This window comes from Staphylococcus debuckii (genome assembly GCF_003718735.1).
GTDB lineage: Bacteria > Bacillota > Bacilli > Staphylococcales > Staphylococcaceae > Staphylococcus > Staphylococcus debuckii.
This window is the reverse complement of sequence record NZ_CP033460.1, coordinates 1,110,774-1,129,417: the sequence shown is the minus strand read 5'-3', so window position 1 is coordinate 1,129,417 and position 18,644 is coordinate 1,110,774. Positions and strand designations below refer to the sequence as shown.

The window sequence follows — 18,644 nt, the reverse complement described above, 5'->3', positions numbered from 1 at the left end:
TTATTCAGTTAGTCCTTCTTTAGATAACACTTCAGTGATTGCTTGGATTGCGTCTGCTTCGTCACTGCCGTCAGCGTAGATAGTGATTTCTGCATCTTTGCCGACACCTAAACTCATAACACCCATAATAGATTTCAAGTTGACTTTTTTGCCGTTATATTCTAATTGAATATCTGAATCAAATTTTGAAGCTGTTTGTACAAGCATTGTAGCTGGACGAGCATGAATACCTGTTTCGTCGATGATAGTGTATGATTGTTGTTCCATAATAATCTTTCTCCTTCGCATCAATTAATTGGTGATTAGTCACCTTAACATTATTACACCTTAACTTTACCAAAATATACCTTTAAATTCAATTTGTTAATTCCTTGTAAGCGTAGTATTTTTATCAATTTGTGAAAAAATAACAATTATTTGCCAGTCGGTGTTTCTAAAATTCTTTTGGCAACGCTTTCACATTTTTCAATATGTTCATTACCTAATTTTTTCATAAAGTAATAACTGATAGAGGCAGAAATTGCTTGACCGACTAGAGGGAACCATTTCGTTTGTTTCGCCGCCGTACGTTTCGCTACATCTCTAATCGCTACTTTCAAAATAGCTTTAGAAACGGCACGTCCAATAAACTGACTGCCTTGAATCGAAGCCGCTGCCAAGATACGTTCTTTCAAATCATCACTCATATGACTGACTTGTTTGTGATTTAAGCCATAGATTTTATTAATGTCTTCAATAATATCCTTCATTAATTTCAAATCTACACCGAAGTCGAGCCCTGGAATCGGTACTATGCTTGCTGCTGAAGACCACATTGATTTCTTGCGTACTAATTCTTCAGCACGTTCACGTCTGCGTGATAAATCACTCTCATTGACTGGCAAAGCCGACTTTCCAGTAACAGGTTCCAAATCTAAGACTTTATTACTTAATTTATCACTTGTATTTTTAATGAATTTATCTTTAATTCCCATAATTATGACCCTCCATTATATGATTACTTCTTTACTCGATACCCGAACGAAGACCACTTTTAAATACTTAGAAGGTTTATAATGCGGATGTGTTCTAAAATCTTTCGGCAGTCCCATTACCTCTTCAATTTCAAAGTCCACTCCTGCTTCATCCAACGTCTTTTTAATCATATTTTTAAATGCTTTAGAAGAAAGCGCACTTGAATTCGTACTTAGCACTAAGACGCCATCCTCATTGAGAATAGGCAGCGCTTCTTCAATCAACTTATGATAATCCTTCTGCACCGTAAATACCTTCTTCTTATTACGCGCAAAACTTGGCGGATCAATCACAATCGTATCGTACACACGATTATGTCTTGCAGCATAATGATAGAAATCAAAGGTGTCCATCACGTAAATAAATTGTGATTTCGGGTCAATACCATTTACCCCGAAATTCTCCTCTGTTAAACTTCTAGAGCGATTCGCTAAATCCACACTCGTCGTATCCACAGCCGTTTCCGCTGCAATCACTGAGAAAGCACCAGTATAACTGAACAGATTCAATACATGACGCTCAGGCGCATACACATCACGCAACTTTTTACGCACTTCTTTTTGATCTAAGAAAATACCCGTCATTGGTCCATCATCTAAATCCACATTATAGAACGTGAAATTCTCTTCAATAATAATTGGAAATTCCGGCGCTGTTCCAGTTACAAATCCGCTTTCGACTGCATCATCTTTGAAGCGCGTTTTTTCAAAAATTGAAGTATAAGGAAAGACCTCTTGAATGGCTTGCAGTACGATATCTCTGAAAGCATAAATCCCTTTAGAATACCATTGTACCAGCAAATGGCCATCATAATTATCAATCGTTAAGCCACCGATGCCATCCCCTTCTGCATTGAAAAGACGAAAGGCATTCGTGCCATCCACATTGAAATAATATTGACGATAATCCAAAGCCTCTTGGAATAACTCCGCAAAGAACGCTTCATCAATCTGCTGCTCAGTATCATAACTCAATACCCAGCCTAAACCTTTATGCTGACGTCCGACATAAGCAGTCGCCAAATAACGTCCATCATCCATCACCAAATGGAAAACATCTCCATCCACCAAGTGACTGTGCTCATAAATATCCTCTTCATCCACTAACGGATAGTGGTTCAAATACTTCTGCTCCTTACCCTTATTAATAACCGCTGTCTTCATAATCCATTCCGCCTTCTATAATTATTTGTCTTCATCATAACGTATCCTAACTTCCCTTTCTAAAAAGAAAGACTCAAAAAGCTGAGAAACCGTTTAGAGTTCCCCAGCTCAATATGCTACTGGCCGTCCACAGGTGTACGCATCTGAATCACAAATGCAATAATCACTGCAACCAGCATAATTAATAAAATTGGTGTAATAAAAATCGATAATAACAATCCATGAATCATAATATTCACAAACTCAGTCAATAATTTAAAGAATAAAATACTGATCATAAACATTTGCACATAATAGAATTTGCCTCGTAAGAAATGCGTTAACGTCGTAATGATATAAATAATAATAATGATGAGTAATAGGAATAAAGTAATCCACTCAATCACATAAGAGGTTTGCGATAACTCCCACTCTCCAGATGCAAACAAAGCATTTCTATTATTTAACTCTAACAATGTAAATAAGAATAAAATGATACCGCAGATTAATTCTACAATTCCAGGTTTAATCCATTTCGGACGCTTCATCCAATTTGGAATATCATCGTCTTGGATATCAATTTTTTCTTTGATCGTATTTTTAAATTTATCACGCTTATTTCTCATTTTTTCTAAATCAATGCTACGTCTTGTACGATGCGTAAATTCTTGTGTACGCTCTTGGAATTCGCGAAGTTGTTCTTTAGTCTGGCTCATTGTGCCATTTTTATCCGTACGCGAAAATTCCATCTCTTCCCCTAATTCCGCTTTCGTCAATGGTAAAGATCTGCGCAGGAACAAGAAATTCCAAATCGAGATTTGTGCTAAAATCCACATTACAATAAAGAATGCATTCACACTTAAAATATCAATCATTGCGATTTCATGGCTTTCAATACGTCCATACAAAGCAATTTGTGTGATTAAATAACTGATACCGTAAGCACAAATAATCCATAAATAATGTTCTTTTCGATGATTATGATTCAATTCATCTTTATATACAATATATCCTGTGTGCACCAAGAATGACACCACAAATATAATGGCTGCAAACCCATAAACTTGGGTCATCAAGATAATAGTAATGATAAAGAAGAGAATTCCTATAATAAGGAAGAAAATTGAGATATCATAATCATATTTCGTCGTCATAAATAACAAATAACCGATCCATAACAATGCAATGCCGAACACTATAATGAAGATGGCACTAAAAACAGGAAACTGACCGATAAATCGACTCATAATCCGGATAATTTCACCGAAGAATGCATTGACGAAATCCCATACGTTGTAGATATGTATATCGGCCTTGCCGCCTTTAGCAAGCTTATGGATAAAGGATACATTTAATAATATTATGATTCCAATAAAAAGTGAAACAATGCCAATAATCAAACTAAAAATGATCTCAGCGTGCTTCTTTATATACGACATGTTTTTCACCTCATAGTTATTATATAGGAACATAAGTGTTGTGTCTTTAGTGAATGTAATAAATCATTCTATGGTAGTACATAGTATATCGAAATTAAGTCTTTCACTCAATCGGATAATACCCTAAATTTCTATGAAAATGCTTACTAAGAAAAATCGAATGAAATTGTGGGCGCCTCAAGGCTTCTGTTACTGAAATCATCTTGACATTTCCTTTTAAAAAGCATACATTTAGTATAAATCAATAAAGAAAAGCACTAGGGGTGTTTCGTAACTGAGATGAAGCAGTTTTGCTTCAAACCCTTCGAACCTGATCTAGCTGAGACTAGCGTAGGAAAGTGCAGGAGATCTGCCGGCAATTTGGTTAAGGGTTATGCCGGTCTGTTCCGATGCCTATTTCACGCAGCTTGCTAGACAAGTTTGTGTGTTTTTTTATATTTAGGAGGAATTATTGATCATGTCAAAAGGACTTAAACTTTCAGATATCTTGGTAACTGTGTTAATTGCAGTTATTTTCGCTATCATCTACAACATCTGGAACTTCGTATACAAAGCGATGCAAGTGACTGGATTACATCTAGAGGAGCTCTCGTACGGTATGTGGTTTGCGGCGGCAGTTGTAGCTTACCTCATCATCCCTAAACCGGGTATTGCCTTACTTGCCGAATTTGCAGCGGGTGCCGGTGAAACAATCGTCATGGGACGCTTTGATATTGCAACCATCGTTTACGGTTTATTGCAAGGTTTAGCTTGTGAGATTATCTTTGCAATCTTCCGTTATAAATCACGCTCTGTGATGGTCGCAATGCTTGCTGGTTTAGCTGCAGCATTAGTCACTTTCCCTATCGACTTCTACTATGGTTATTTAGGCGAAGTAGCAGGCTGGAACTTATTCTTATATGTATTCTTCCGTTGTGTCAGCGGTATTGTGCTTGCAGGTCTCTTCCCTTATTACTTAGTGAAAGCGCTTGATAAGACAGGTGTGACGAAATTATTCAGACCTGCTTCTCAAAAAGATTACGATAATTTGTAAGGAGAATTTACCTTGTTACGTGCAAAAAATTTACGACTCAAATATCCGAATGCGCCTGAAAAAACCTTTGATGGATTAGATATCGAAATTCCAGATAAACAAAAGGTACTATTATTAGGTCCTTCAGGCTGCGGTAAAAGTACATTGCTGAATGTCTTAAGTGGCATCGTTCCGAATTTAATAGAATTACCGATGAAATATGATGATTTAGAAGTCGATTTAAATAGCGGTGTCATCTTTCAAGATCCAGATACACAATTTTGCATGCCCAAGGTCTATGAAGAACTTGCTTTTGTATTAGAAAACAAGCAAGTACCGCGTAAAGACATGGATGCCTTAATTCAGAAGGCTTTAGCCTCAGTTGATTTAGATGTGGGACCTAAGCAAACTGTACAGAAATTAAGCGGCGGCATGAAACAAAAGTTAGCCATTGCAGAAACAGTGTTGCAAGAAGCGGACACACTTTTCTTAGACGAACCGACAGCCATGTTGGATGTAGATGCGACGGAAGACTTGTGGAATCATATTAAAGATATGTGGCAAGACCAGACCGTGCTAATTGTAGAGCACAAAGTTGAACATATCTGGAAACACATTGACCGCGTTATTTTAATGAATTATGGCGGAGAAATTATTGCAGATGATTCTCCTGATGTGATTTTGCATCAGCATGAAGCATTACTGACTGAATATGGCGTGTGGCATCCGCATGCTTGGGATTACGCACCTGAAAGCACTTTGTCATCAGATACTCACATCAAACCTGATTTCCAATTCAGCAATGGTGAAATCGTACGCGGAAAAAAATCACTGATTCAGATTCCAGAATTAGCTGTGGGTCCAGGTGAGTGGATAACGATTACTGGAAAAAATGGTGCCGGCAAAACAACGTTATTGGAATCCATGATGCAGTTAATAAAATATCGCGGTAAAATGACTTATCAAGATCAGCAACTGCATAAGATTAAAGAAGCTGCTCAACATATGTATTTGGTTTATCAAAATCCAGAACTACAATTTATTACTAATTCTGTTTACGAAGAAATCTTTATCAACTTTAGTGGTGAAAATGCAAAAGAAGAAACAGACAAGTTGATAGACTTGTTGAATTTGGAAGCGGTACGTGACCACCATCCCTTTGAATTATCAATGGGCCAAAAACGCCGCTTAAGTGTAGCAACGGCTTTAAGTTCTCGAGCTGATATTATTCTACTGGATGAACCTACATTCGGTTTAGACAGTCATAACACTTTCAACTTATTATCACTTTTCCAAAAACGTGTGGCGCAAGGTCAAACGATTGTCATGGTAACGCACGATCCTCATATTATTGAGCGTTACCCTACAAGACGAATTGAGCTAAGAGAACATTTACTGTGCGAAGAACAACTATTTGAAACGGCAGGTGAAGACAATGTATGAGGCATGGAAACGCTATTTCACCTTTGTAGATAATGTAAATATTATTACTAAGTTAGGATTAGGTGTATTCTTATTCTTCTTTGTCATCTTTGTGCATAACTTTGATGTTATGATTTATCTGACTTCACTCATGCTGATTTTCTTGTTGGTCTTCGGCGGTATGAAATTTAAAGTGACAGCACTATTTGTACTTTATACTGTAATATTCAGTATTGTATCTGCCCTTTTCATGATTTTCTATGGGGATGGTACACATACATTATTCAAACTAGGCATCATCAATGTCACAACTGAAAGTTTAGTGCGCGGGCTTCATTTATCCATGCGTACAGATACAGTGACATTCTTTGGTATTGTAATGGCTTTCACTTCACAGATTGTGATGATCTTCTACAGCTTGATGCAGCATTTAAAAGTCAAACCGAAAGTAGCTTATGCCTTTATGGCAGCTATCCGTATGGTTCCGTTAATTATTTCTTCATTTGTGCAATTGCGTAAATCATTGAAGATGCGCTACCAGATGGTGGATAAAGCCAACTATCGTGGTTTTGCTCGTATGAAGCATTTAATTATTCCGTTGCTCAGCCAAAACATTCGCAAAGCGCATCAGCTTTCAGTGGCTATGGAGAAAAAAGGATTCAAAGATGGTCCAAGAACATATTATTATTACGCACCATTCAGTTACCGTGACCTCCTCTTTATCCTGTTGTTTGCGGCAATCTTAATTATTGCTGTATTATTAGCACATTATTTACCAATTACAGGAATCACAGACGTCCGTGGTTGACGCATCGTCAATATTTCCTTACAATGCATATCTGGGTTGTGGTAGTCGAGCTGCAACCCATACCAATTTTACATTTTCATTCATCCATATCTTTTCCAGCAGTGAGCGGTTACCGATTCAGCCGTTTGCTGCTATTTTTTCACCTTAAAATAATTAAAAGTATCGAGCAATTAATGCTATAATAAATATATACTGAATATTCGCACAGAAACTGGAGGATTTCATTATGAAAAAGAGAAATGACGCATATGATAAGGGCTATCAGCAAGCCGCAAAAGAAATCGATACTATGGCAAAATTGAAAAATAAAAAACGACGTTTAAAGCGTTATATTAAGAAACGTAAAAGAGCATGGCGTTTCTGCCAGTTATTTAATAAAAGAAGCTCACGTTTTATCGCAGGATACAAACAAGCCTATATTGATATGGCTAAATCAGTTCCAGAAGAGTAAGGAAGTATTTGCTTCCTTGCTTTTTTGTTTTGGCATAGTAAAAACAGCCTATACACTTAGTATGGCTGTTTTAGGAACGAATTTATAATTTTTTTACGCTTCATGTTTGATTGCTTTATCGCTAATATCACGACGATAGAATAAACCTTCGCTATCGATAGCATCGGCTTTTTGATAAGCATTTGCTTTAGCTTCACTTACTGTTTTGCCTTCGCCGATAACTAAGATTACGCGACCGCCTGAAGTAACGTAGTCATCGCCTTCTTTTTTCAAGCCGCTGACAAACGTTTGACCATCTAAATCAAAGCCACTGACTTTAACACCTTTTTCATAAGATCCAGGATAGCCTTTAGATGCAAGCATAACGCCTACAACCGCTTCATCTTTCCATTGATACTCAATAGGTTTGCGTGCTTCTAAATCTAAGATGTGCTGCATCAAGTCACTCTCTAAGCGTGTTAATAATACTTGAGCTTCTGGATCCCCGAAGCGTGCATTAAACTCAATCACTTTAGGGCCTTCTTCAGTTAGAATTGCTCCAATGTACAACACACCAAAGAATGGATAGCCTTCTTCTTGCATGGCTTTCGCAATCGGTTGCGCAATTTCGTCATTCGTACGTTTTATAACATCTGCAGAAATATGTGGTACAGGACAATAAGCCCCCATACCTCCTGTATTCGGTCCTTTATCGCCATCAAATGCACGCTTATGGTCTTGTGCAATGGTATCAAATGGTACAGCATAATCTCCGTTGACGAAGGTCATGACAGAGTACTCTTCACCTTCTAAGAACTCTTCAAAGACTACTTTTCCCTCTTCTTCTGGATAAAGCGTTTCTACAGCCTCTTTAGCTTCATCGCGTGTCATTGCAATGATTACGCCTTTGCCGGCAGCTAGACCATCTTTCTTCAAGACTACAGGAATCTTGCAGTCTTCAACATATTTCAAGGCTTCAGATTTAGAATCTACCTCTACGTATTCTGCAGTTGGGATATGGTATTTCTCCATGATACGTTTCGCAAATGATTTAGAGCCTTCAATTTGTGCGGCTGCTGCGCCTGGTCCGAACACTTTCACTCCTGCTTCACGCAATTGATCTGCCAAGCCTTCTGTTAAAGGTTGCTCTGGACCGACGACTGTCCATTCCACATCATGGTCTTTGGCGAATTCTACAATTTCAGCATGTGCTGTTTCAGCAATTTCACTATGCACTTCAGCAACTGTTTCCATCGCTGCATTACCTGGAATTGCGTACACTTGGTCTACAAGTTCAGATTGATTTAATTTATGGGCAAGGACATGTTCTCTGCCCCCACCGCCGATTACTAATACTTTCATCTTCAGCTTAAACCTCCTGATACCTTAATGTTTGAAGTGGCGTACACCTGTCATTACCATTGCAATGCCGTGTTTGTCTGCCATATCGATAGAGTCTTGGTCTTTAATAGATCCGCCTGGTTGAATAATCGCTTTGATGCCTGATTTAGCTGCTAATTCTACTGTGTCGTCCATAGGGAAGAAGCCGTCTGATACAAGCGCTACATTGTCGTTAATTTCAATCGCACGTTCAATCGCAATTTCAGCTGAGCCGACACGATTCATTTGGCCTGCACCGATACCGACTGTCTGGTGATCGTTACTTAAAATGATGGCATTACTTTTTACGGAAGGAACGACTTTCCAGCCTAATTCCATCGCTTTCCATTGTTCTTCAGTCGGTTCCGCTTTAGTAACGACTTTCATGTCCTCACGAGAAATTGTTTTGGTATCTTTGTCTTGAACTAAATAGCCGCCTGATACAGAAACGTATTCTTTTTCATCGTGATCCACTGTCATTTCAACTTCAAGCAAGCGAATATTTTTCTTTTTCGTTAATACTTCTAAAGCTTCTTCGGTAAATGAAGGTGCGATGACTACTTCTAAGAAGATTGAATGTAATTTTTCAGCAAGTTCTTTGGAAACGGGACGGTTAACTGCTACAATTCCACCGAAAATAGATTGACTATCTGCATCGTAGGCATTTTGGAAAGCTTCTTCGATTGAAGATCCTACACCTACACCGCAAGGATTCATGTGTTTCACTGCTACAGCAGCAGGTTCTTCAAATTTCTTAGCTAATGCTAGCGTAGCATCTGCATCTTTAATGTTGTTGAAGCTTAATTGTTTACCGTGCAATTGTTTCGCACCTGCAATGGTATTCGGCGCATCAGATGTACGTACAAAGTATGCATCTTGTTGCGGATTTTCACCATAACGTAAAGGTTCTTTATTTTCTTTAAAGAAGTTCACAATTGCATTGTCGTAATCATTGGTATGTTCAAATACTTTAATCATTAATGATTTGCGGAATACTTCATCTAAAGTATTATTTTGGATGTGTTCGATTACTGCATCATAATCAGCAGGATCTACTACAGTCGTCACATGTTTAAAGTTTTTCGCAGCTGCACGCAACATTGTTGGTCCGCCGATATCGATATTTTCAATCGCGTCCATTTCAGTTACATCTGGATTAGCTACTGTTTCTTTGAATGGATATAAGTTTACAACGACCATATCGATTAAGTCGATATCTTTATCTTTTAATTGTTGCAAATGTTCAGGTTTATCTCTGTCAGCCAGAATACCTCCATGCACTGCTGGATGTAATGTTTTTACACGACCATCCATGATTTCATCAAACTGTGTTAAATCTGATACTGATTTGACTGGCACCCCTGCTTCGTCTAGCGCACGTTTTGTACCGCCTGTTGAATATAATTCGTAGTCTAAGCTTACTAAGGCTTTAGCAAAGTCTACAATTCCGCTTTTATCTGAAACACTTAAAATTACTTTTTTCATTTTAAAAATAGCCCCTCTTATCGAATAATGTTCGCAATGACTTTAGGATATAATTCATATTCTAAATTCTTAATGCGGTCTTCAAGTTGTTCTTTAGTATCATCTGGATAGATGTCACATTGGCTTTGCTCGATAATTTCACCTGTATCCATACCGCTGTCGACAAAATGTACTGTCGTTCCTGTGACTTTATCGTCACTGTTATAAGCTTGACCAATCGCGTCAATACCTTTATATTTCGGCAATAAAGCAGGATGGATATTTAAAATGCGACCTTCATATGCATCTAATAAATCTGAACCGATTAAACGCATATAACCTGCTAAGATAATCCATTCTACTTTTTCTTCTTTTAAATATTGCAACAATTGCTGCTCATATTCTTTTTTAGAATCAAAGTTTTTAGGTAGTGTTACATGAACAGGAATATCTAGTTTCTCAGCACGTTCAATCGCATAAGCATCTGCATGATCCACATATAATGCTGTAATTTCGATATTGTCTAATCGTCCATCTTGGACACGCTGTGCGATATTTTCAAAATTGCTTCCAGAACCTGAGGCAAAAACTGCTACTTTAGTCACGCTTTAACCCCCGTTAATACAATCGGCTCGTCGCCTGCTTCAACAATTTTACCGATTTGATAAGCTGCAACATTTTGTTCTTTTAAAATATCCATAGCTTTCTTAGCATCCGCTTCATCAACCACTAAGGTAAAGCCGATTCCCATATTGAAGATATTGTACATTTCTTGAGTTTCGATGTTGCCTTCTTTTTGCAACCAGTCAAATACAGCTGGAGTCGGGAAAGATTGCACATCGATTTCAGCAGTGACACCCTCAGGCAATGCACGAGGAATATTTTCATAGAAGCCGCCGCCTGTGATATGTGTCATCGCATGCAACTTCACTTGCTCTTTTACCGCTAGAACAGGTTTAACATATAAACGTGTCGGTTCTAAGAATGTATCTAAGTACGTACGTCCGTTAGCAAATTCAGCGTTTAAGTCCACGCCTGATGTTTTAATCAAATGACGCACTAAACTGTAACCATTAGAGTGGATGCCGCTTGAAGCGAGTCCGATAATGACTTGGCCTGGTTGAACTGATGAACCGTCAATGTAGTCATCTTTCTCCACTGCCCCTACTGCAAAGCCTGCTAAATCATATTCGCCTTCGTGATACATTTCACCCATCTCAGCAGTTTCGCCGCCGATGAGAGCTGTATTCGTTTCTTCACAACCATCACTGACACCTTTAACAATCTGTTCAATGACTTCAGGTACGACCTTATTAGTTGCGATATAATCTAAAAAATAAAGCGGTTCAGCACCTGTTGTTAAAATATCATTCACACACATTGCAACTGCATCGATACCGATTGTGTCATGTTTGTCATGATCAATCGCAAGCTTTAATTTAGTTCCGACGCCATCTGTACCTGAAACTAAAACGGGTTTCTGCATATTTAATTGTGATAAATCGAACGCTGCGCCGAAGCCTCCTAAACCGCCTAAGACTTCTTTACGCATTGTGCGTTGCACATGACTTTTCATACGTTCAACCGCTTCATAACCTGCATGAATATCTACACCTGCATTTTTATATGACTCTGCCACAGCTTTACACTCCTCTTCTCTTAAGTTCTTTTACTTCTGGTAATTGATGATCGACAATTTCAATTGGATAATTTCCTGTAAAGCAAGCATCACATTCACCTTTTGAATCAAATTCATGGAATACTTCGTGCATACCTTCAACTGAAAGATACGTTAATGAATCTGCTCCGATCATTTCCTGCATTTCTTCTACAGTATGTTGTGCAGCCATTAATTCAGCGTGTGTTGACACATCAATACCGTAATAACAAGGGTCGATGAGAGGTGGAGAAGAAATACCCATATGTACTTCTTTCGCTCCTGCTGATTTCAATGCTTTCACAATATACTTACTTGTTGTACCACGTACAATAGAGTCATCAATGACCACTACACGTTTGCCTTCAATGACATCTCTGATTGGCGAATGTTTCATTCGTACTTGTTTTTCACGCACACTTTGATCAGGTGTAATAAAGGTACGTCCGATATAACGATTCTTCAATAAACCTTGTTCATTCGGAATACCTGTATACTCTGAAAAACCTTTCGCTGCTTGTAAAGATGAATCAGGCACACCGATAACAATATCCGCTTCAATTCCCATCTCACTCGCAAGCTTTTTACCTAAGGCTTTGCGCACGTTATAAATAGAATGTTTATGGAATTCTGAATCAGGACGTGCAAAGTACACATATTCCATAGAACACATATTGTGATTAATATCGGTTGAGTAATAATCATAATCGATATCATTTTCACCGCTGAAAGTAATTAATTCACCTGGTTCGATGTCGCGAATATAAGTCGCACCAATGGCTTGAAACGCACATGTTTCACTTGCGACACAATAGGCACCGTCTACTTCGCCTAGCATTAATGGTCGCACGCCGTTATTATCTCTCACTGCTGCTAATTGATTAGTGTTCAGCATGACACAGCTGAATGCACCTTTAACTTGATTTAATGCCGCTTTTTGATTGGTTTTAATGTTAGGTGATTTCCCTCTGATCAACAAATGTGCGAGTACTTCTGAATCACTCGTTGTTTGGAACACACTGCCTTCAGATTCTAGTGCATGGCGAATTTGAACTGCATTTGTCAAATTACCATTGTGGGCTAAGCCTAAATCACCTTTTGAATGTTTGAATAAAAATGGTTGTACGTTGGCAATCTCGCTTGCTCCTGTTGTCGCATAACGCACATGTCCGATTGCATTTTGATAACCTTGCAATGATTCTAATTGTGCATCTGAAATTGCTTCAGTTAACAAACCCATGCCGCGTGCGCCAAACAGCGATTCGCCGTTTGAACACACAATGCCGGCACCTTCTTGACCACGGTGCTGCAAGCTATGCAACGCCATGTATGTCAGTGTGGCTGCATGAGGATGATTCCATATTCCAAAGACTCCACATTCTTCATTTAATCCGCGGATGTCATACATTGAGGAATTGCTCCTTCCCAAATTTCGTTTAACGTCGACACGTTGTCTTCTACTGTTGTTTGACCATTTGTTACTTTAAATTCCTTGTTATTAGTTACTGTTCCGATTTCTTGAGCGCCCGGAATATCTAAAGTTTGTCCATCTTTCACTGCTACAATATAACGCCCTTGAGATTCACTGAATAATTGTGCATCTGTAACATCTAATTTCACATTTACACCTAAACCGTAGTAAGCACTGAAACGTGCAAGTGTAATCAATAAACCGCCTTTACCGACAGTTTGCACATGAGAAGCTTTGCCGTCTCTGATTGCTTTTTTAATTGCTTCTCCTTTTGCTACTTCTTCAGATAAATCTAAGGCTTCTGATTCATGGTTGACTTTGCCATACAATAATTTTTCAAGTTGGCTGCCGCCGAAATCGTTACGTGTTTCACCTACAACATATAATTTATCTCCAGCATGCGGTTGGAAATCATTTAAGTAATCAATATCTTCAATTAAGCCGACCATTCCTACTACTGGTGTTGGGAAAATTGAAGTTCCTTTTGTTTCGTTGTATAAAGAAACGTTACCAGATACAACTGGTGTTTTAAGTACTTCACACGCTTCTGCCATACCTTTTGTAGAATCAATCAATTGTTGATAGATTTCTTTTTTCTCAGGAGAACCATAGTTCAAGCAGTCAGTCATAGCAAGTGGTGTTGCCCCTACTGCAATCAAGTTACGGTAAGCTTCTGCTACCACCATTTTGCCGCCTTCATACGGTTGGTTATATACATAACGTGCTTCTCCGTCAATTGTAGAGGCAATGGCTTTATTAGTACCTTCGACACGTACTACTGAAGCTTGCAAACCTGGTTTTACAATTGTATTTGCCCCAACTTGTTGATCATATTGTTCGTATAAATAACGTTTAGAAGCAATCGTTGGATGAGCTAACAACTTCTTGAATACCTCATTTACATCGACATTGCTGTAATCATTTTTAGAAGTATTATATTCTTTTTCTTCACCTTCTAAAATATATACAGGCGCTTCGTCTGCTAAAGGTTCTACAGGAATATCAGCATATACTTCGTCGTCATAAGTAAGAACGAAACGATCTGTATCTGTTACTTCCCCGATAACTGCACTGTCTAGTTCATGTTTATCGAATAAGTCTAAGAATTTTTGTTCTGTTCCTTTTTCAACAACTAATAACATACGTTCTTGAGTTTCAGATAGCATCATTTCATATGGTGAAATACCTTCTTCACGAACAGGTACTTGATCTAAACGCATGTGCATACCACTGCCGCCTTTAGCTGCCATTTCAGATGATGAAGATGTTAAACCAGCAGCACCCATATCTTGGATACCGACTAATTCAGAGAAAGTGATAGCTTCAAGTGTTGCTTCCATTAACTTTTTACCTACAAATGGGTCGCCAATTTGTACAGAAGGACGTTTGCTTTCACTTTCTTCGCTTAATTCTTCAGATGCAAAAGTCGCACCATGGATACCGTCGCGGCCTGTTTTCAAACCAACATAAATGACAGAGTTGCCGACACCTTTAGCAGTACCTTTTTGAATCATATCGTGATCAATAATACCCACGCACATTGCATTCACTAAAGGATTACCGTCATAGCGTTCGTCAAATTCAATTTCTCCAGCTGTTGTCGGAATTCCGATACAGTTGCCGTAACCGCCGATACCCGCAACCACGCCGCGTGTTAATGTACGGTTTTGAATTTCGTTTAATTCACCGAAGCGTAAACTATTGAGTAAATTGATTGGACGCGCTCCGATAGATACGATGTCACGGATAATACCGCCAACACCCGTTGCAGCACCTTGGTAAGGCTCAATTGCTGATGGGTGGTTATGTGATTCGACTTTGAATACCACTGCTTGGTCATCGCCGATATCTACGACTCCGGCACCTTCACCAGGTCCCATCAATACGTGTTCGCTGGTTGTCGGGAACTGTTTCAAGAAAGGTTTAGAATGTTTATATGAACAGTGTTCACTCCACATTACAGAGAAAATTCCGATTTCAGTAAAGTTTGGTTCTCTTCCTAAAATATCAACCACTTTATCATATTCTGCATCAGTTAATCCCATGTCGCTGTAAATCTTCTCAGCTTTGATTTCTTCGATACTCGGTTCAATAAACTTAGGCATTTTGTTCCCTCCAACTATTTACCATTGACTCAAATAATTTTACGCCGTCTTCAGTTCCTAAAATAGATTCCAATGCACGTTCAGGGTGTGGCATCATGCCACACACATTGCCTTGTTCGTTTACAATACCTGCGATATCATCGTAAGAACCGTTCGGGTTGTCAGTGTATTTTAAGATGATTTGGTTATTCGCTTCTAGTGATTTATACATTTCTTCTGTACAGTAGTAGTTGCCTTCACCGTGGGCCACTGGATAAATAACTGTTTCATTCTCAGCATATTCACGTGTAAACGGTGTACGGTTATTCACTACTTTCAATGCTTCGTTACGACTGACAAATAAATGTGTCTCGTTATGCAACAAAGCACCTGGAAGCAATCCTACTTCTGTTAAGACTTGGAAACCGTTACAAACGCCTAATACTGGTTTACCTTCTGCAGCAAAGCGTTTTACTTCCGAAATAATTGGCGCTACACTTGCCATTGCACCTGAACGCAAGTAATCTCCGAATGAGAAACCGCCAGGAATCAATACACCGTCGAAGCCTTCTAATGAAGTTTCGCGGTAATCTACATATTCTGCCTCTGCGCCTGTTTTCAATGCTGCATTCAGCATATCTCTATCACAGTTAGAGCCAGGAAATACTAATACTGCGAATTTCATTATGCATTCTCCTTTTCATCATCTTCGACTACTTTGTAGTTGTATTCTTCGATTACTGTGTTCGCAAATAATTTTTCACTTAAAGTATTTACAATGTTATGCACTGCTTCATCTGTTGCTTCATCCACTGTAAAATACAATAATTTACCTACACGAATGTCATTGACTTGGTTATAACCTAAATCATGTACGGCACGGTTAAGTGCTTGTCCTTGTGTATCTAATACTTGCGGTTGTAATGTGATGTGCAATTCGATTGTTTTCATTATTTAAGTTCCTCCAATTTATTTAAGAAAGTTTGGTATGTGTCTATAATTGAACCGCGATCTTCACGATAAACATCTTTATCAAAGTTTGTATCGCTATCTTTTTCCCAAATACGGCAAGTATCTGGAGAAATTTCATCTGCTAATAAAATATCGCCATCTTTTGTACGGCCGAATTCGATTTTAAAATCAACGAGACGAAGATTGATGCTGTCTAACATTTCAACTAATGCTTTGTTAATTTCTAATGCCATTTTTTTCAATTTTGCAATTTCTTCTTCATTTGCAATGTTTAATAATTTGACGTGGTCATCTGTAATAAGCGGATCATTCAAGTCATCATTTTTATAGAAGAATTCAACGAGCGGTGTTTCGAATTCATGTCCTTTATCGAAACCTAAACGTCTTGTAATGGAACCTGCTGCGATGTTACGTACAACAACTTCTAAAGGAATAATTTCTACTGAACGTACAAGCTGTTCAGTTTCGGATGTTTGTTCTATAAAGTGGCTTTGGATACCGTGTTCTTTAAGATATTCAAAAATAATTGAAGTGATTTGATTGTTAAGTCGGCCTTTACCGTCGATGTGGTCTTTTTTCGCACCATTGCCTGCTGTCACTTCATCTTTATATTCTACACGTAATACGCCGTCTTCATCTGTTGAAAAAATACGTTTTGCTTTTCCTTCATATAATAATGACATTACTTGTTTCCTCCTTTAAAGGTTGCCAACATTTCTTGCTCTGTTTGATCAATATCATCTGTCAATACTGTCATATGTCCCATTTTTCTGGCTGGTTTTCTATCTGCTTTACCGTAAATATGCACGTGCCATTCAGGATGATCACCGAATTCGTCTTCTAATAAGTCTAAATCTTTTCCTAGCAAGTTCATCATAACTGCCGGTTTTAAGATTTCAATACTTTCTGGCAGCTTTTGGCCAGTCACACCTAATATATGTGTGTCGAATTGTGAATAATCACAAGCTTCAATCGAATAATGTCCTGAATTATGCGGACGCGGTGCGATTTCATTCACGTATAAATTGTTGTTCTTATCAATAAAGAACTCGACTGTAAAGGTACCGACGAAATGAACCTTTTCTGTAATCTTGTCTACTTCAGCTCTAGCTTCTGCTTCTTTGTCAGAACGAGCTGGAACGATTGTTTTAAAAAGTACTTGGTTGCGGTGTTCGTTTTCTTGAAGCGGGAAGTAACAGATTTGACCACCATTTCCGATAGTCACTGTGAGTGAAACTTCTTTGTATAAATCAAGGAACTGCTCAGCCACACACTCTTGTTTTTCAACAAGCTCTTTTGCTTCATCCATATCTTGTTCATTTCTCACTAGAATTTGACCTTTGCCGTCATAGCCGCCGAAACGTGTTTTAACCATAAATGGATAGCCTAATTTTTCTGCAGTTTCCTCTAAATCAGAAGGACATGTCAACTGTGCATAAGGAACAATCTTAGTGCCAGCTGATTCTAATGTTTGTTTTTCAGTCAAGCGATCTTGAAGTAAGTGAATCGCTTGATAACCTTGAGGTACATTGAATTCTTCAGTTAATGTTTGCAATTGGTCTGCAGCGATATTTTCAAACTCATAAGTAATGACATCAGAAGCTTCTCCTAATTGTCTTAAAGCTTCCATATCATCATATGCTGCATTAATGAAATCATGCGCTACGTACTGACAAGGCGCATCAGGGTCAGGGTCAAGCACAATCACTTTAAAGCCCATTTTCTGAGCAGATTGCGCCATCATTTTGCCTAATTGGCCGCCGCCGATAATACCTACAGTGGCGCCGAACTTTAATTTATTGAAGTTCACTTTGCATCTCTCCTACTTTGTCTACTAATGATTGTTGATATGCTTCTAATTTCTGACGTACTTCATCACTCTGGATGCTTAAAATACGTGCTGCCAAGATACCTGCGTTTTTAGCGCCTGCTTTTCCGATTGCTGTTGTAGCAACTGGAATACCACCTGGCATTTGAACAATCGATAGTAATGAATCTAATCCTTTTAAACTTTTTGATTCAATCGGAACTCCAATAACAGGCAATGTCGTCATAGAAGCAACCATACCTGGTAAATGTGCCGCTCCGCCTGCTCCGGCAATAATAACATCATATCCATTTAATCTGGCTTCTGTCGCAAAGTCGAACATTAACTTAGGCGTACGATGTGCGGATACTACTTTTTTATCGTACGGGATTCCAAATTGGTCCAACATCTGGCAACTTTCTGACATCATATCCCAATCAGAAGAACTGCCCATAATAACTGCCACTTTCAAATTGAACACCCTTTCAATTATTTGAAATTTTAATCAAGTAAGTTGTATATTACAGATATAGCATAACAAA

19 protein-coding genes and 1 riboswitch are annotated in these 18,644 nt (G+C 38.4%); of the genes, 4 read left to right on the top strand and 15 right to left on the bottom strand.

Annotation, left to right across the window (positions count from 1 at the left end):
* The 4 genes from CNQ82_RS05250 to auxA all read right to left on the bottom strand — a co-directional run bounded on the left by CNQ82_RS05250 (position 1) and on the right by auxA (position 3,595).
* Positions 1-267 (bottom strand): phosphocarrier protein HPr, encoded by a 267-nt coding sequence (locus tag CNQ82_RS05250; protein WP_047132399.1) that lies wholly within the window; start codon positions 265-267, stop codon positions 1-3.
* Positions 268-413: 146 nt separating this feature from the next.
* Positions 414-974, bottom strand: coding sequence for a DUF697 domain-containing protein (locus CNQ82_RS05245; protein ID WP_123144392.1), 561 nt, complete (start codon positions 972-974; stop codon positions 414-416).
* Positions 975-989: 15 nt separating this feature from the next.
* Positions 990-2,177, bottom strand: coding sequence for a class I SAM-dependent rRNA methyltransferase (locus CNQ82_RS05240; protein ID WP_123144391.1), 1,188 nt, complete (start codon positions 2,175-2,177; stop codon positions 990-992).
* Positions 2,178-2,293: 116 nt separating this feature from the next.
* Positions 2,294-3,595 carry a lipoteichoic acid stability factor AuxA gene (auxA, locus tag CNQ82_RS05235; RefSeq protein WP_123144390.1) on the bottom strand — a complete coding sequence of 434 codons (1,302 nt, stop codon included), beginning with the start codon at positions 3,593-3,595 and terminating at the stop codon, positions 2,294-2,296.
* Positions 3,596-3,844: 249 nt separating this feature from the next.
* Positions 3,845-3,949, top strand: a riboswitch (TPP riboswitch).
* A 103-nt stretch (positions 3,950-4,052) separates the two neighbouring features.
* Between auxA and CNQ82_RS05230 the strand changes: the two genes are divergently transcribed.
* The 4 genes from CNQ82_RS05230 (at position 4,053) to CNQ82_RS05215 (ending at position 7,288) form a co-directional block, all read left to right on the top strand.
* Positions 4,053-4,628, top strand: coding sequence for an ECF transporter S component (locus CNQ82_RS05230; protein ID WP_095106016.1), 576 nt, complete (start codon positions 4,053-4,055; stop codon positions 4,626-4,628).
* Positions 4,629-4,640: 12 nt separating this feature from the next.
* The gene (locus tag CNQ82_RS05225) at positions 4,641-6,050 is read left to right on the top strand and encodes an ABC transporter ATP-binding protein (RefSeq protein ID WP_123144389.1); all 1,410 of its coding nucleotides are present in this window, start codon (positions 4,641-4,643) and stop codon (positions 6,048-6,050) included.
* Complete coding sequence (locus CNQ82_RS05220) at positions 6,043-6,837, top strand: energy-coupling factor transporter transmembrane component T family protein (protein ID WP_123144388.1); 795 nt, start codon at positions 6,043-6,045, stop codon at positions 6,835-6,837. The genes CNQ82_RS05225 and CNQ82_RS05220 overlap by 8 nt, the downstream gene beginning before the upstream one ends.
* A gap of 226 nt (positions 6,838-7,063) precedes the next feature.
* The gene (locus tag CNQ82_RS05215) at positions 7,064-7,288 is read left to right on the top strand and encodes a hypothetical protein (protein WP_123144387.1); all 225 of its coding nucleotides are present in this window, start codon (positions 7,064-7,066) and stop codon (positions 7,286-7,288) included.
* Between the two features lie 93 nt (positions 7,289-7,381).
* On the opposite strand, the gene purD is transcribed toward CNQ82_RS05215, so the two are convergent.
* Genes purD through purE form a run of 11 tightly spaced genes read right to left on the bottom strand, consistent with a single transcriptional unit; the run spans position 7,382 to position 18,574 of the window.
* Complete coding sequence (gene purD, locus CNQ82_RS05210) at positions 7,382-8,629, bottom strand: phosphoribosylamine--glycine ligase (protein WP_123144386.1); 1,248 nt, start codon at positions 8,627-8,629, stop codon at positions 7,382-7,384.
* Positions 8,630-8,653: 24 nt separating this feature from the next.
* Entirely contained in the window at positions 8,654-10,132 is a 1,479-nt protein-coding gene (purH, locus tag CNQ82_RS05205) for a bifunctional phosphoribosylaminoimidazolecarboxamide formyltransferase/IMP cyclohydrolase (RefSeq protein ID WP_123144385.1), read from the bottom strand.
* A 17-nt stretch (positions 10,133-10,149) separates the two neighbouring features.
* Complete coding sequence (gene purN / locus CNQ82_RS05200) at positions 10,150-10,716, bottom strand: phosphoribosylglycinamide formyltransferase (RefSeq protein ID WP_123144384.1); 567 nt, start codon at positions 10,714-10,716, stop codon at positions 10,150-10,152.
* Positions 10,713-11,750: a phosphoribosylformylglycinamidine cyclo-ligase gene (gene purM / locus CNQ82_RS05195; protein WP_123144383.1), complete on the bottom strand. Its 1,038-nt coding sequence runs from the start codon at positions 11,748-11,750 to the stop codon at positions 10,713-10,715. Before purM ends, purN begins: the two co-directional genes overlap by 4 nt.
* Before the next feature lie 4 nt (positions 11,751-11,754).
* Complete coding sequence (gene purF, locus CNQ82_RS05190) at positions 11,755-13,176, bottom strand: amidophosphoribosyltransferase (RefSeq protein WP_123144382.1); 1,422 nt, start codon at positions 13,174-13,176, stop codon at positions 11,755-11,757.
* The gene (gene purL / locus CNQ82_RS05185; protein WP_123144381.1) at positions 13,155-15,344 is read right to left on the bottom strand and encodes a phosphoribosylformylglycinamidine synthase subunit PurL; all 2,190 of its coding nucleotides are present in this window, start codon (positions 15,342-15,344) and stop codon (positions 13,155-13,157) included. Before purL ends, purF begins: the two co-directional genes overlap by 22 nt.
* Positions 15,337-16,008, bottom strand: a complete 672-nt coding sequence (purQ, locus tag CNQ82_RS05180) for a phosphoribosylformylglycinamidine synthase subunit PurQ (protein ID WP_123144380.1) — start codon at positions 16,006-16,008, stop codon at positions 15,337-15,339. The genes purL and purQ overlap by 8 nt, the downstream gene beginning before the upstream one ends.
* Positions 16,008-16,274: a phosphoribosylformylglycinamidine synthase subunit PurS gene (purS, locus tag CNQ82_RS05175; protein WP_095106041.1), complete on the bottom strand. Its 267-nt coding sequence runs from the start codon at positions 16,272-16,274 to the stop codon at positions 16,008-16,010. The genes purQ and purS overlap by 1 nt, the downstream gene beginning before the upstream one ends.
* Complete coding sequence (gene purC, locus CNQ82_RS05170) at positions 16,274-16,978, bottom strand: phosphoribosylaminoimidazolesuccinocarboxamide synthase (RefSeq protein WP_123144379.1); 705 nt, start codon at positions 16,976-16,978, stop codon at positions 16,274-16,276. The genes purS and purC overlap by 1 nt, the downstream gene beginning before the upstream one ends.
* Positions 16,978-18,105: a 5-(carboxyamino)imidazole ribonucleotide synthase gene (purK, locus tag CNQ82_RS05165; RefSeq protein ID WP_123144378.1), complete on the bottom strand. Its 1,128-nt coding sequence runs from the start codon at positions 18,103-18,105 to the stop codon at positions 16,978-16,980. The genes purC and purK overlap by 1 nt, the downstream gene beginning before the upstream one ends.
* A complete protein-coding gene (gene purE, locus CNQ82_RS05160) occupies positions 18,092-18,574 on the bottom strand; it encodes a 5-(carboxyamino)imidazole ribonucleotide mutase (protein ID WP_123144377.1) in 483 nt (160 codons plus the stop codon). Before purE ends, purK begins: the two co-directional genes overlap by 14 nt.
* Between the last annotated feature and the right edge of the window lie 70 nt (positions 18,575-18,644).